Source organism: Arthrobacter mangrovi (assembly GCF_026011795.1).
GTDB classification, from domain to species: domain Bacteria; phylum Actinomycetota; class Actinomycetes; order Actinomycetales; family Micrococcaceae; genus Crystallibacter; species Crystallibacter mangrovi.
In genome coordinates, this window is record NZ_BRVS01000026.1 from 42300 (window position 1) to 55171 (window position 12872).

Below are 12872 nucleotides of genomic sequence, written 5' to 3' on the forward strand. Positions count from 1 at the left end.
CTAGGCGCCGCTGTCCCGATTCCATGCACCGGGCTGCAGGACGGCCTTGATGAGCGGCCGCCCGTCCTCGGTGGCCGCGGCGCGGGCCGTCAGGCGCAGTGCCTCCACCGCACGGTCCATGGGGAAGAGCGTGATGAGCTGCTCCCCGACCTGGGGCACGGTGAGCAGGAAGCCGACGGCCTCCTCGAAATCGGCGCGGACCGACGAGTAGCTGGTCAGGATGTCTACATCTTTGCGGGCCCGGGCGTTCACGGGCTGCCGGGTGCCGCTCGCGTACATCGCAACCAGCACCAGCTTGCCGCCGGAGCGGACCGATGCCATGGCGGTGGCCAGCTGCTTGCCGGAGCCGGAGGCCTCCACCCAAGTGTCGAACAGGCCGGGATCCGGGGCCGTGGTGCTCCGCAGTCCCAGCCGGACCGCGAGCTCCCGCTTGGCCTCGTATTCCGGGCCCGAGCGGCCGACCATGGTGACGTCGGCGCCGCGGGCCTTCGCGATCAGGGCCGCCAGCAGGCCGATCGCCCGGGTGGTCGAAACGGCGACGCGCTCGCCGGCCCTGACCTGCGCCACTTCGACCACCGCGCGCCAGGCGACAGACGTCGGTTCGACGAGTACCGCCGTCGTGTCCGGCAGCCCGTCCGGCACCGGGACCAGGCAGTGCCAGGGAATGATGGTCCTGCCGCACGCCGTTCCGTGCCGGCCCAGGCCCAGGGTGGCGGGACGCCGGCATTGCTCCACCCGCCCCGCGGCGCACTCGCTGCACCGGCCGCAGCGGACCTTCGAAACGGGCACCGCGCGCATCCCCGGGGCTATTTCCTCCGGAACCAGCAGGCCGACGCGGCCCACCGTGCCCACCGATTCGTGGCCCAGTACAGTCCCCGGGCGCACCCACCCGAAGTGGGGATCGGCGTCGTAAACCACCACGTCCGAACCGCACAGCCCGCACAGCGCGACCCGGAACTCCACTTCCTCCGGCCCCGGCAGCCGCACCGGATGATCAACCAAACCGACGCCCCCGGGGTCCGGCGAGACACGGGCCAGCGCAAGGTTGTCCCGGCCCGGATCCCGCGCGCCGCGCTGCCCGCCGCCGTTGCCCGCGGAGCCGTCATGGCTGCTGCGGTTCGTCGCGGCGTCATCCGGCCTGCCGTCGTTGTGGGACGCGTTATCGGGCCCGGCGCCCGCCTGCCCATCCGCCACTCCTGCACCTCCTCCCCGTCCTTTTGATCGTAGGCGGCGCAGCGCGCGGGAGACGGAGTGACAAGCCTTCCGCCGTCATTCAGAGGGTTTTACCAGCAGGAATTCAGCGTTTTACCGGATGTGACAAACATTACAGAACCGTACTCGGGAGTAACCATGATTGGCCCTACCCTTGTGTTACGGCCATGGCAATGGCGCCCTGGCCGCACAAGCCTGCCGTACGCCGGCCGCACAAAAGGGGGCCGCGGGGGGATCAACACAAAGATCAGGGGGAATGCACATGTTCGAAATCTACCGGGATGCCAACAAGAAGTACCGGTTCCGGATGATGGAGAAGGACCGCGTCATCGCCGTCTCCGAGGGGTTTGAGGAGAAGGCCAGCGTGGTCGCGGCCATCCGCGATGCGCGCGAAGTCGCGGCGACCGCCCGGATTGCGGACAAGTCCGTACCGGTCGGCTGAGCAAGGGCTGCACGGGGGGTGCAGGCAACGACGGCGGCGGGAAAGGCGGGCCAAAAGGCCTTCCTTTCCCGCCGTCGTCTATTTCCCGGTCCGGATCCCCAGGTCAGCCGCGTGCGGCGAGGAATTCTTCCAGCCCGGCGAGGTCGTCCGTGTTGATGTGGTCGACGCCGGCGTCGTAGAGCTCGGTCCAGACAGCGTCGCGGGCCGCTCCCGCCTGGTCCGGCGTGGCCCAGAAGCGGACCCGGAAGCCCTGCTCGTGGGCGGTGGCGACGTACTCCTGGAGCCGTGTGCGCTCGGCCTCCGGCATCGGGCCGACGCCCTGCCAGGTGAACAGCTGCGTCCAGTTATTGCTGACCAACGGCATCAGGTCCGCGGATACGCCCGAGTCCAGGTCGGAGGCACGGCCGTCGTAGAAACCAAAGCGCTGCTGCGCGGACTGCATGGTCTCCAGCGGCCGGTTACCGCTGATCACGGCCGCGACGGGGCCGGTCTTGGTCTCTCCGTGGGTGTAGCGGGTGAGGATCTGGCGGTGTTCGGCCAGTTCCTCCTCGATGGCGGCGTATGTTGCCTCGCCCTCGCTCTTGATATCGATCAGCAGCTGGAACTCGCCGTCCCAGCCCGGGTAGACGCTGCGGCCGTTGCCTTTGACCAGCTCCGTCAGCGGATCCAGGTAAAGGCTTTCCAGCGTCACGCCGGCTTCGACGTCCTCGCGGTCGTGCGCCACCAGCAGCTCGCCGTCCACCAGCCAGACGTCCGCCTCCACCGAGGTGAAACCATGCTCGAGCGCGTCGAGAAGCGGGCGGTCATGCTCGTAGTCGTTGTGTGCGTGCGCCTGGTCCTGCGGTGTGCCGAGGACGACGGCGGGCGCGGTTGCAGTTTCCTCCTGCGGGGCGGCGGTGGCGGGCAGGGCGGTGCCGGAGAAGGCGGCTGCGGTGGCCAGGAGGGCCGCTGCGGTGTGCTTGAACACGGGAAGTCCTTTGTTGAAGGGGCGGAATGCAGGGATCACTGTGTCGGACAACCGTTTCTGGAGGTTGACGAGCAGCCTGACGGGCGGTAGCGCCGAAGTGAACGGCGGGACGCCGCCCCACGCTCGACGGCCGGTGCCGGAGCGGATGTGCTCCGGAGGCTGACATGCACGCCGGCGGGCTAATACCGTCGGAAGTGCATCAGCCGAAAGACCCCGGAACGGAAGAGGCATTCATGCGCGCGATCGTGTTCGAAGACTGGCAGAAGTTCCCCATACTCAAGGACGTCGAGGTGCCCACGCCCGGGCCGGGTGAGGTCCTGCTCAAGGTGGCCGGCGCCGGCGCCTGCCACTCGGATGTGGCCATCTACAACTTCGAAAAGGACACCCGGGGAGCCGTCCCGCCGTCGTTTACCCTGGGCCACGAAAACTCCGGCTGGGTCGAGGAACTCGGCGACGGAGTGACCGGCGTCAGGCCCGGCGACGCCTGCCTGGTTTACGGGCCGATCGGTTGCGGCCGCTGCAAGGCCTGCTCGCGGGGCCAGGACACCTACTGCGAGAACGCCGCCAGCATGCCCTACCTCGGCGTCGGTCTGGGACGCGACGGCGGGATGGCCGAGTACGTTACCGTGCCGGTCCGGAACCTGGTGCCGCTCGGGGACGCCGACCCGATTGCCGCCGCCCCGCTTGCCGACGCCGGGCTGACCCCGTACCACGCCATCAAGCAGGCGCTGCCGCACCTCAACGGCGGCGGCAAGTACGCCTTGGTGATCGGGCTCGGCGGCCTCGGCCAGATCGCGGTGCAGATCCTGAAGGCGCTCACCGGCGCCACGGTCATCGCCACCGACACGAAAGAGGAGGCTATGCGCACGGCGGAAGCGGCCGGGGCCATCACGGTGCCCGGGGGCGACGGCCAGGCGGAGCGGATCCGCGAACTGACGGGCGGCCGCGGGGTCGACGCCGCCTTCGACTTCGTCGGCGTCGCCCCCACCATCAAGACCGCGGCAGCCGTGATGGCCAGGCAGTCCAAGCTCACCATCGTCGGTATCGCCGGCGGCAGCTACGAGTGGAGCTTCTTCACCACGCCCTACGAGTCGCAGCTCACCAACACGTACTGGGGCACCATCGAAGACCTGCACGAGGTCGTCGACATGTACAAGGCCGGCCAGATCACGCCGGAGATCGAGCGCTTCTCCCTGGACGACGGGCTGGAGGCCTACCGCCGGCTCGAGGCCGGCCAGCTCTCCGGACGCGCGGTCATCGTCCCGCACGGTTTCTGATGATTACGCCATCCTTCACTCCGCCCCTTGTCAGTTCAGCCATCTGCCCCTAGGTTGATAAGACCGGGGAGCCGACCTGGCTGTCGTCGGTTGAAGAAACGCAGAGGAAAAAAATAATGGCAACAGGAACCGTCAAGTGGTTCAACGCTGAAAAGGGCTTCGGCTTCATTCAGCCTGACGACGGGTCGGCGGACGTGTTCGCGCACTTCTCCGCAATCGCGACCAGTGGATACCGGTCTCTCGAGGAAAACCAGAAGGTGGAATTCGAAGTCGTGCAGGGCCAGAAGGGCCCGCAGGCGGAGAACATCCGCCCGCTCTAGGCAAACAAGCGACTAGCCAACGGCGGGGCTTGGGCGGGCTGAAAAGCCTGCGCAAGCCCCGCCGTTGTGTTTTCGGCGGCCTACCCCTGGGCGGAGCGCCAGGAATCGACTTCGGCCAGCAGGGCGGAACGGCGCTCCGCGCCGATGAACGCCGACCGGACGGAATTGACCGCCAGCCGCGCGAGATCGTCCGCGGTGAACGTGAAGGTCCGGCCCAGCTGGGCGAAGTTCTCGTCCACGTAGCCGCCGAAATAGGCCGGATCGTCCGAGTTCACGCAGACATTCAGGCCACGGGCGAGCATGGCCGGCAGCGGGTGGTCCTTGAGGGTGTCCACGGCGCGGAGCCGGACATTCGAGAGCGGGCAGACGGTCAGCGGCACCTGCTCTGCGGCGAGGCGCTGCACCAGCGCGTCATCCTCCATGCAGCGGATGCCGTGGTCGATCCGTTCCGCGCCGAGCAGGTCCAAGGCCTCGGTGATGTACCCGGGAGGGCCCTCTTCGCCGGCATGCGCGATGCGGCGCAGTCCTGCCGCCCGGGCACGCTCGTACAGGTCCACGAAGCCGCTGGGCGGATGGCCGACCTCGGCCGAATCCAGCCCGATGCCGATGATCGGCGCCTCCATATCGAGCAGCTGTTCCAGGACCTCCAGGGCTTCCTCGGCGGGACGGTCCCGGAGGAACGCCGCGATCAGTCCGGTGCTGATGCCGAACTCGGACTCGCTGTCCGCTAAGGCTGAGGCAACCCCGTTGACGCAGGTCTCCAACGCGACGCCGCGCGCCAAGTGGGCCTGCGGGTCCATCATGATTTCGGAATGCCTGACCCCTGCGGCAGCGGCCCGCCGCAGGTACGCACGGGTCATGTCCGCGAAGTCCGCCTCGGTCCGCAGCACATCCATGTTGCGGTAGTACAGGTCGAGGAAGGACTGCAGGTCCGTGAACTCGTACCGGGCCCGGAGTTCGTCGAGGTCCGAGTAGGGCAGCGAAATGCCATTGCGTTCCGCGAGGTCGAAGATCAGCTCGGGCTCTAGCGTGCCCTCGATGTGGAGGTGCAGTTCGGCGCAGGGTGGGCCGGCCATGGGTGTCCTTCCGTTCGGAGTGTCAGCGGCTGAGCTTGCCCGTCAGGGCGGCGACGGACCGCAGGAGGATGGGCCGGGCGGCGATCCAGGCCCCTGCCATGACCACGAGGGACGCCGCGAAGATCCAGAAGCCCAGCCACCCGTCGTCGTCCTTTGCCGCATACATGTGGTTCAGGTTGCGCAGGGCGCCGGTCGTGAGCACCAGCGTGACGTGGACGATGATGAAGGCGACAAAGTAGAACATCACCGGCAGGTGCACCGCACGGGCCAGCTCGATCGGATAGGCCTTGTTGATCCCCGCCTGCTTCGGCCACGCCGAGGACATCCGCAGTCCCGTGATGATGGCAAGCGGAGCGGCGATGAAGATCGTGGCGAAGTAGGTCAGCAGCTGCAGCGCGTTGTAGTTGACCCAGCCGTTCTCCAGCGGCCAGTCCAGCGACGCGTACTGCAGGGCGGCGGAGGCAGCGTTGGGGAAGACGTCCCAGCTCGTGGGGACCACGCGCGTCCACTGGCCGGTGGCGAAGAGCAGGACGTAGAAGACGAGCCCGTTGAGCACCCAGAGCGCGTCGAGGCTCAGGTGGAACCAGAGGTGCAGGCTCATCTTGGTCGGCGGATTCTTGGTCTTGATGAAGCCGCGGTTGTTGCGCGTCCAGTAGCCTGGCGGCCGGGTGACGGTGCGGACCTGCCAGCCGGAGCGGATGATCAGCAGGATCAGCAGGGTGTTCAGGAAGTGCTGCCAGGCCAGCCAGGCGGGGAAGCCCACCGGGGCTCCCTCGGGAAGGTCGGAGTGGCCCGGGTAGTCGGTGACGAATTGCTGGACGGCCGGCAGTTCGCGCAGTCCCTTGGCGGCAAGGACCACCAGGAACAACCCCACCAGGATGGCGGGGATGACCCAGAGCAGTTTTGACCACTTGCTCCGGGAGGCGGCGGACTTGGTCTTCGTGGAGGGGGACATGGGGATAGATTGTCTCTCTGGTAAGGACGGGTGCGTCCGTGCAGGTCTACTCGGTCAAGGGTATGAACCGAGAATACTCCGCCGCCGAGGAAGTCGAAGAGTGGCGAAATACGACGGCGCCGGCCGCCTTGATGACGTAACACGCCGACGGCGGGCAGCGGCTAAGTGCGTCTGTGCAGGGGCGTCGGTCAGAAGCCCGATGAGCTTCCGGATCCGGAGAAGCTCCCCCCGCTGCTGCCGTAGCCGGTGCTGCTGGATCCGCCGCGGGCCGACTCGATGCTGCTTTGCCCGGCGGTGAAGCCGGTGTGGAAGGAACCAACCGAGTAAAAGAGCGAGGCGGGGTAGACGGAGTCCAGGATGCTCGAGCGGCTGCGGCCGCCCCGGCTGAATTCTTCGTCCATGTCATGCCGCATCAGGTCCGCCTCCTTCTTGTTCCTGGCGGATTCGTCGATGACCGTCCTGGAGTGCTGCCGGAGCAGGTCGGTGAACTCCTCGCGGAGCGTGCGAAGACCGCGAAGGGCGGTGTCCGGCGTCGTGGTTCCGGATTCGAGCTCCGCGGCCCAGCGCTGGAAGTCGTCCCGAGTGGCGTCGCGGAAGGATCGCAGCGCGGCGGCGGTAGCGGACTCTCCGGCACGTTTGGGCTCCTTGAGCATCTCGTCCAGGCCGTCCAGATCCTCGCGGAGCGGGTAGAGCTGCCGGTCCCAGGCCCTGGGCCAGCCGGATGCAAGGTTCAGGAAGGTGTTGGAGTCGGCGATGACGTCGTCCAGTGTGTCCAGCTCCGCGGCGGCGTCGGCGTACTTGGCGGCCAGCGTGACGTTCTTGCCGGACGAAAAGTCCTTGTCGGCCAGGGAATGGACCTGCTGGTTGAGCTTGCTGACGTCGTTGTACCGGGTTATGAACCCCCGGTATTTCTCCAGGACCAGCGAACCGAACTCGGACGACGGCGGGATGGTGCGGGCGTTGACCTCCGTCGCCTCGAGGTCCATGGTGACGTTGGCATAGCTTCGGTCGCCGCGCTCACGTTCGCTGCGTCCGCGCGCCCGGTTCCGGCGTCGTACTGCGATCCAGGTGCCGGCGCCCCCAAGTGCCACGACCCCGGCCGCGATGCTCCCGCCGACGAACCAGCCGGAGCGGTACCACGGCCTGTTGATCAGTTCGGCGGCGCGCCGGACTCCGGCGATGGTTCCGTCGGTCCACTGGGCCTGGCGGAACAGGTCCTTCGTGGCGTCCTGGATGTCCGCCTGCTGCCCGGGGGAGACCTTGCGGTCCTCGCCGAAGTAGGTGCCGACGTGCCGCCCCTCCGGGTCCAGCGCGAAGATGTAGAGGCCGTCTGCCCACTTCTGCCCGTCCTGGCTGATCCACTCGGGATGCTCGGAGCGTGCGAAGCGCAGGACTTCCTCGTTGAGGTTGTCCGAGGCCGAACCGCGGTAGGTATAGATAGCGACTTTGGTCGGTTCGTAGAACTCCGTGCCTTCAATGGCGGGCCGGAGCGTACTGAGGTCCAGTACGCCCGCCTTGTCCTCGACGACGACGTCCGTCGGCGTGTCCGCCAGCGCCGTCGCCGCGGGCGCCAGCAGCGCCGCCACAGCGAGTACCAAGATGCCGAGCAATCTCCTCATGTTCCCCCGTTTCGCTGCGCGCCCTTCCAGCACCCTACCCAAAACGAACGACGGCGGGCAGCGGCTAAGTGCGTCTGCGCAGGGAACTGCGGGCCGGGGTCGGCCGGGGCGGAAACGTTCCATGGCTCGGTATTCTTCTTGGGGGCGCAATCACCGCCTGCGGCCGGAGCGCCGCCGGACAACAGCAAGGCATGGACTTCGATGAGCAGCGGGAAGATTCCGAACGAACCTCACAGGGCGGTGCTGTGGACCGCCGTTGGTGCCACGGTGGTCATCGCCGTCGGCGCTTTCGTGCTCTCCTTCGCGGCGCTGACGGACCTGGCCCAGCGTTCGGGGATTGACGCCCAGCTCGCGTGGATCTGGCCGATCATTGTGGACGGCATGATCGTGGCGGCGACGGTGGCCATCGTCGCGCTGAACGGGCACGACCGCCGGGCGATGATCTATCCGTGGGCGCTGCTGTTTTTCGGGGCGATCGTTTCGACGGCGGCGAACTCGGTGCACGCCATCCTGACGGTGGACAAGATGGCAACGGACATTCCGCCGCTGGTGTCCGCGTTGGTGGCGGCGATGCCTCCCGTGGTGCTGCTGGCGATCACCCACCTGACCGTGCACATGTACCAGAAGCAGGCCGAGGTGGCCCAGCTGCGCGCGGAGGAGCAGGCGCTCGCGGAGGCGGAGCTGGCGGCGAGCGGCTACTACGCGCATGAGTATGAAGAGGACTGGCAGCTCGCCGAGGTGGACGAGGCGCGCCGCGCGGACGCGGCCCATGAAGTGCCCGCCTATGAAATGCCCCAAGACTTCGGGCCGGCCATGCCGCCCGCGCCGGCCCGCAGGCCCCAGGCCCGGCCTGCTGCCGGAGCCGGCGATGGTGCCGGGCGTCCCCTGCCTTCGGACGGACCCGCGCCCCTCTACGACGAGACGGTCCAGGCGCTGGCCCCGGCCGGGCTCGAGCAGGAACCAGTACGGGAGGACGCGCGGGCCTGACGGCACTTATCCGGCGGACATCTCCTGCGGCACGGCGATGAGTTCGCGAAGGCCGCCGTCGCGGAGCACGGCCAGCGGGAACTCGGCGCCGATCGCGTCGGCGAAGAGCAGCCGCTGGAGGCTCTGCGCGTTCGCCAGCGGCTGGCCGCCGGCCCGGACCACCACATCGCCCGCCCGCAGCCCGGCCCGTTCGGCAGGAGAGCCCGGCAGGACTTCGACCACGCGCAGCCCCCGCCGTTCGCCGGTCCGCAGGCCGTCCCGCGTGGACAAAGGCACCGGAGTGCTCACCAGTCCGAGGTAGGCGCGCCGCACACGCCCGTCGGCCAGGAGGGCGGAGATGATGCGCCGGGTGGTGCTGTTGATCGGCACGGCCAGGCCCAGCCCGATCCCGGCGACGGCGGTGTTGATCCCCACCACCCGCCCGGCGACGTCGGCCAGCGCGCCGCCCGAGCTGCCCGGGTTCAGCGCGGCGTCGGTCTGGATCACGTCCTCGATCACGCGCCGGTTCCGGCCGGCGGCAACCGGAATGGAGCGGCCGAGCGCGCTGACCACGCCGGCTGTAACGGAGCCGGCCAGGCCCAGCGGATTGCCTACCGCGACCACCAGCTGCCCGACGCGCAAACGTGCCGCGTCGCCCAGCTCGACCGGCTGCGGCACGGTGAGCCGCCCGCGCAGCACGGCCAGGTCGGACAGCGGATCCGCGCCGATCACATCGACCTCGGTGCGGGTTCCGTCCGCGAAGGCCGCATGCCCGCCGTCGGCATTCGCCACGACATGCGCGTTGGTGAGCAGATAGCCGTCCTCCGTGAAGACCACCGCGGAGCCCGCGCCGGTCGGGAAAGTCTTGTCCCGGCGTCGTACCTCCATCTGCACGGCCGCGACGTGCGGCGTCACGGTCTCCGCGATCCGGACCACCGACTCGGAGTATGAATCCAGCGGGTCTACGGCATCGCGGGACGGTTCAATCCGTGGTTCTGGGATCGCGTTCACGGGTACCTCCGGCACTGCTTGTTCTCCATGGAACAGCAGATCGGGCGGGTTTGATCCCCGCCGGCGCTACGCCTTCAGTGAACCGCCGCGGCGTTGTAGCATCAGGCAGCTAGGGCAGGAACGGACGACGGCGGCGGCCCGGTCAGCGGTTTTTGCGGGTTTCGCGGTCGTTCGCCTTCTTGACGGCGTCCACGAGTTCGGACTTGTTCATTTTGGACCGGCCGGGCACGTCGAGCTTCTTGGCCAGGTCGTAGAGGTGCTCCTTGGAGGCGTTCGCGTCGACACCGCCCTTGGTCGGACGCGCGGTGTCCTTGCCGCCCCTGGCCTGCTGGTCGGAGGGGCCGGGGTGGTCCTTGGGCTCCCAATGGTCCCCGACCTTCTCATGCGTGTGCTTCAGCGCGCTGTAGCCGACCGGGTGCGCGCGTCCCTCGTCGCCGTAGGTTTTGGCGGCGGAATCGTGGGCCTTGGCGAACGTCTCCTGGGCCTTCTTGCCGGACTTCTTCAGCGTGCTCGGCAGCTCGCTCTTCTTCGGCTTGCCGCCCTTGTCCGTCTTCGGCATGCGGACCACGTCCTTTCACACTGTGCGGTTTGAACGTTCATCTTCCACGGTTGCACAGTTGCCGCCGGGCGCCAAGGCCGCGGCCGGACCTCGTGCCTCTGCCGCCGCTCCCGAAATGACTGCGCCGCTGATGCCCTTCAGCGGCGGAAAAGGGCATCAGCGGCGCACTCGCTGAGCGGGGGTGGTTCGCCCGGCGGTCAGTTGGCGACGGTGAAGCGCCGGTTGCGGTGCTTCGGCTCCTCAAGTTCGTCGAGGACGGCGACGGCGAAGTCCTGCGTGGAGATCGAGTCTCCGACCGGGGAGTCCAGGCCCAGCTTGAAATCTCCCGTGCGCTGGCCCGGCGCGATCACGGGAGCCGGCGCCAGCATCGTCCAGTCCAGTCCGGCGGCCTCCCTGTAGGACTCCAAGACCTGGGCGAAGGTCGTGGCTTCTGCCAGGTAGGCGTCCGGGAAACCGGGCTGGTCCTTGAGTTGCACGCCGTCGACCTCAAGCGCCCCGGCTCCGCCGACCACGAAGACACGGGCGGGCACGTTGCTCGCGGCGATGGCGCGGTGCGCGGCCAGGAGGGGTTCGTGCGGGCCGCCCGTGTGGTCCGGCGAGACAGAGAGGACGACGGCGTCATGCGCGGCTGCCAACTCGTGGAAGGTGTCCAGATCGGCCAGCTCCGCGGCGCGCACTGACGCTCCTTCCATGGCGGAGCCACTGCGGGTAACCGCCGTGACGTCGTGCCCGCGGTGCAGGGCCTCCGCGGCGATTTCCGATCCGACCATTCCCGAGGCTCCGTAGAGTGCGATCTTCATGGCGTTCCTTTCGACATCCCGCCGGCGTTTCCGGCTTGGCGCTCATGGTATCTATTGGAAACCCAGTACCTCAAGGTAATACAGTTACCCTATGCATACTGAGGAGCGTCCGTTCGACGTGATGGAGCCGGACTGCCCGTCGCGGGTCGTGCTGCAGCGGATTGGGGACAAGTGGACGCCGCTGGTCTTCCAGGTGCTCAAGGATGGACCTCGGCGCTTTTCCGCCATCCGGACGTCCATCCAAGGCGTCACTCCAAAGGTGCTGACGCAGACGCTGCGCACGCTGGAGCGGGACGGACTGGTTGCCCGGACCGTCTACGCGCAGGTTCCGCCCCGGGTCGAATACCGACTGACGCCGCTGGGCGAGACGCTGCTGGGCCCGTTGGATGCCGTCCGGATCTGGTCCGAGGAGCACGCCGGCAAGATCCTCCAGGCCCGCCAGGACTACGATGGCCAGCCCGAGGGGCAGGTCGGCTAGGTCGCCGCTGGCTGCGGTCTGTAATACGCGGGAAACCGCGGGCAATGAAAGCAAACAAGCGGTAATCTGCGGCTCAATTTGCGCCCAGGTGTTCCCAATGTGATGGAACTCGCATATGGTTCGGTGGAGCAATTAAAGCAATTTGTCTCACAAATGCTTCCACCGATGGGGTGTTGGAGGAACACAACAAATGAATGCACGTCTGCACGAGGCGATCGCTATCTTGGGGGATATCGACGCCGACGATGCAAGCACGGAAGCGCGCGGACGCCGTGCGCACGCGCGGGTCATCGCGATGATCGAATTCGCCGACGAGGTCTCCGGAATGCGCCGCGAGCAGCGCATCGCCAACCTGCTGACCCTTGCCCAGCTCGGCAAGAAGGACTCGCAGTCCGCCTTGAACGAGGCCCGGCGCCTGCTCGCCGCCGACGAGGAACCGGCCAAGCTGAAAGGCGCCGCCTGATCCTGCCGGCGGTACCCGGCATGCATCAGCGGGCCGGCCGGATGCCCGCGCGGCCCATGGCGTCCCAGTAGGCTTCGCGCATCTCCAGCAGCCACGCCTGCTGCTGTTCAGGATTGCCGATGAACGCCCGGCCGCCGGTTGACCGGACGCGGTAGACCTTGAAGCCGCGGGCGAAGATCTGCCGGTCCGCCGTCCGGTCCAGCATGCCGGCGAGCTTGTGGGCTTCGACGCCGTGCGCGACGACGGCGGATGCCCGCTCGACCGTCTTGAGGAAGCGGCGGAAGGGCTGCAGGCCCTCGGTAATCTGCGCCTTCGTCAGCTTGCCGTCCTGCTTGTCGGGGACGTGCCAGGGGTAGACGTTCCAGGGCATGACGAACCGGGTGTCGAGACCGACGTCTTCGTACACCGCCGCCAGGCGCGCGGCGCTGTCGTCGTCGTTCTCGCAGGAGATGAAGCCCGATTCGGTGCCCGGTCCCGGGTTCGACGAAAGGCTGACGATGCGGCACTCGTCCGTGTCGTGCATCGGGTCGACATACGGGACCGGCCGTTCCCCGGGGCCTTGGCTCAGTTCGTCACAGAGGAGGTTGACGGCTTCGACGTTGGCGTCGAACCGCCGTTCCCATTGCTGTGACCGGTACTGTTCTTCAGCCATACGCCGTGACATCAAACCCCCTGGATCCAAGCCGCCGCTTCTTCTTCCACCCTAAGCTCTTTAACGCGCGGAAAA

The 12872-nt window shown here is 67.8% G+C and carries 15 protein-coding genes; 6 read left to right on the forward strand and 9 right to left on the reverse strand.

Annotated features, from left to right (window positions below; all coding sequences use genetic code 11):
* Complete coding sequence (locus AHIS1636_RS16985) at positions 1-1194, reverse strand: alcohol dehydrogenase catalytic domain-containing protein (protein WP_264797027.1); 1194 nt, start codon at positions 1192-1194, stop codon at positions 1-3.
* A 280-nt stretch (positions 1195-1474) separates the two neighbouring features.
* Between AHIS1636_RS16985 and AHIS1636_RS16990 the strand changes: the two genes are divergently transcribed.
* A complete protein-coding gene (locus tag AHIS1636_RS16990; protein WP_264797028.1) occupies positions 1475-1654 on the forward strand; it encodes a YegP family protein in 180 nt (59 codons plus the stop codon).
* A gap of 103 nt (positions 1655-1757) precedes the next feature.
* Here the strand turns inward: AHIS1636_RS16990 and AHIS1636_RS16995 are convergent, their stop codons facing one another.
* The gene (locus tag AHIS1636_RS16995) at positions 1758-2621 is read right to left on the reverse strand and encodes a phosphatidylinositol-specific phospholipase C/glycerophosphodiester phosphodiesterase family protein (protein WP_264797029.1); all 864 of its coding nucleotides are present in this window, start codon (positions 2619-2621) and stop codon (positions 1758-1760) included.
* Between the two features lie 233 nt (positions 2622-2854).
* Between AHIS1636_RS16995 and AHIS1636_RS17000 the strand changes: the two genes are divergently transcribed.
* Entirely contained in the window at positions 2855-3898 is a 1044-nt protein-coding gene (locus tag AHIS1636_RS17000) for an NAD(P)-dependent alcohol dehydrogenase (protein WP_264797030.1), read from the forward strand.
* A gap of 116 nt (positions 3899-4014) precedes the next feature.
* Positions 4015-4218, forward strand: coding sequence for a cold-shock protein (locus AHIS1636_RS17005; protein ID WP_264797031.1), 204 nt, complete (start codon positions 4015-4017; stop codon positions 4216-4218).
* An 80-nt stretch (positions 4219-4298) separates the two neighbouring features.
* On the opposite strand, the gene AHIS1636_RS17010 is transcribed toward AHIS1636_RS17005, so the two are convergent.
* From AHIS1636_RS17010 to AHIS1636_RS17020, 3 genes are all read right to left on the reverse strand, one after another.
* Entirely contained in the window at positions 4299-5294 is a 996-nt protein-coding gene (locus AHIS1636_RS17010; RefSeq protein ID WP_264797032.1) for an adenosine deaminase, read from the reverse strand.
* A gap of 22 nt (positions 5295-5316) precedes the next feature.
* Positions 5317-6249, reverse strand: a complete 933-nt coding sequence (locus AHIS1636_RS17015; RefSeq protein ID WP_264797033.1) for a cytochrome b/b6 domain-containing protein — start codon at positions 6247-6249, stop codon at positions 5317-5319.
* Positions 6250-6437: 188 nt separating this feature from the next.
* Positions 6438-7868 carry a DUF5129 domain-containing protein gene (locus AHIS1636_RS17020; RefSeq protein WP_264797034.1) on the reverse strand — a complete coding sequence of 477 codons (1431 nt, stop codon included), beginning with the start codon at positions 7866-7868 and terminating at the stop codon, positions 6438-6440.
* A gap of 201 nt (positions 7869-8069) precedes the next feature.
* On the opposite strand from AHIS1636_RS17020, the gene AHIS1636_RS17025 reads away from it, so the two are divergent.
* Positions 8070-8855, forward strand: coding sequence for a DUF2637 domain-containing protein (locus AHIS1636_RS17025; RefSeq protein ID WP_264797035.1), 786 nt, complete (start codon positions 8070-8072; stop codon positions 8853-8855).
* 6 nt (positions 8856-8861) lie between these two features.
* On the opposite strand, the gene AHIS1636_RS17030 is transcribed toward AHIS1636_RS17025, so the two are convergent.
* The 3 genes from AHIS1636_RS17030 to AHIS1636_RS17040 all read right to left on the reverse strand — a co-directional run bounded on the left by AHIS1636_RS17030 (position 8862) and on the right by AHIS1636_RS17040 (position 11204).
* Entirely contained in the window at positions 8862-9845 is a 984-nt protein-coding gene (locus AHIS1636_RS17030) for a S1C family serine protease (protein WP_264797036.1), read from the reverse strand.
* A gap of 142 nt (positions 9846-9987) precedes the next feature.
* Positions 9988-10404, reverse strand: coding sequence for a ChaB family protein (locus AHIS1636_RS17035; protein WP_264797037.1), 417 nt, complete (start codon positions 10402-10404; stop codon positions 9988-9990).
* Positions 10405-10601: 197 nt separating this feature from the next.
* Positions 10602-11204, reverse strand: a complete 603-nt coding sequence (locus AHIS1636_RS17040; protein WP_264797038.1) for an NAD(P)-dependent oxidoreductase — start codon at positions 11202-11204, stop codon at positions 10602-10604.
* 91 nt (positions 11205-11295) lie between these two features.
* On the opposite strand from AHIS1636_RS17040, the gene AHIS1636_RS17045 reads away from it, so the two are divergent.
* Together AHIS1636_RS17045 and AHIS1636_RS17050 are read left to right on the forward strand one after the other, a co-directional pair.
* On the forward strand, positions 11296-11682 hold the full coding sequence (locus AHIS1636_RS17045) for a winged helix-turn-helix transcriptional regulator (RefSeq protein ID WP_264797039.1): 387 nt from the start codon (positions 11296-11298) through the stop codon (positions 11680-11682).
* A gap of 190 nt (positions 11683-11872) precedes the next feature.
* Positions 11873-12145: a hypothetical protein gene (locus AHIS1636_RS17050; protein WP_264797040.1), complete on the forward strand. Its 273-nt coding sequence runs from the start codon at positions 11873-11875 to the stop codon at positions 12143-12145.
* Positions 12146-12170: 25 nt separating this feature from the next.
* Here the strand turns inward: AHIS1636_RS17050 and AHIS1636_RS17055 are convergent, their stop codons facing one another.
* Positions 12171-12797, reverse strand: a complete 627-nt coding sequence (locus AHIS1636_RS17055) for a uracil-DNA glycosylase family protein (protein WP_264797041.1) — start codon at positions 12795-12797, stop codon at positions 12171-12173.
* Positions 12798-12872 lie beyond the last annotated feature (75 nt).

Excerpts from the sequence above, each read along its gene's own strand:
- AHIS1636_RS17010 (WP_264797032.1), bottom strand. The coding sequence starts at position 5,294 with ATGGCCGGCCCACCCTGCGCCGAACTGCACCTCCACATCGAGGGCACG.
- AHIS1636_RS16990 (WP_264797028.1), top strand. The coding sequence starts at position 1,475 with ATGTTCGAAATCTACCGGGATGCCAACAAGAAGTACCGGTTCCGGATG.
- AHIS1636_RS17050 (WP_264797040.1), top strand. The coding sequence starts at position 11,873 with ATGAATGCACGTCTGCACGAGGCGATCGCTATCTTGGGGGATATCGAC.
- AHIS1636_RS17015 (WP_264797033.1), bottom strand. The coding sequence starts at position 6,249 with ATGTCCCCCTCCACGAAGACCAAGTCCGCCGCCTCCCGGAGCAAGTGG.
- AHIS1636_RS17040 (WP_264797038.1), bottom strand. The coding sequence starts at position 11,204 with ATGAAGATCGCACTCTACGGAGCCTCGGGAATGGTCGGATCGGAAATC.
- AHIS1636_RS17020 (WP_264797034.1), bottom strand. The coding sequence starts at position 7,868 with ATGAGGAGATTGCTCGGCATCTTGGTACTCGCTGTGGCGGCGCTGCTG.
- AHIS1636_RS17000 (WP_264797030.1), top strand. The coding sequence starts at position 2,855 with ATGCGCGCGATCGTGTTCGAAGACTGGCAGAAGTTCCCCATACTCAAG.
- AHIS1636_RS17035 (WP_264797037.1), bottom strand. The coding sequence starts at position 10,404 with ATGCCGAAGACGGACAAGGGCGGCAAGCCGAAGAAGAGCGAGCTGCCG.
- AHIS1636_RS17005 (WP_264797031.1), top strand. The coding sequence starts at position 4,015 with ATGGCAACAGGAACCGTCAAGTGGTTCAACGCTGAAAAGGGCTTCGGC.
- AHIS1636_RS17025 (WP_264797035.1), top strand. The coding sequence starts at position 8,070 with ATGAGCAGCGGGAAGATTCCGAACGAACCTCACAGGGCGGTGCTGTGG.
- AHIS1636_RS17055 (WP_264797041.1), bottom strand. The coding sequence starts at position 12,797 with ATGGCTGAAGAACAGTACCGGTCACAGCAATGGGAACGGCGGTTCGAC.
- AHIS1636_RS17045 (WP_264797039.1), top strand. The coding sequence starts at position 11,296 with ATGCATACTGAGGAGCGTCCGTTCGACGTGATGGAGCCGGACTGCCCG.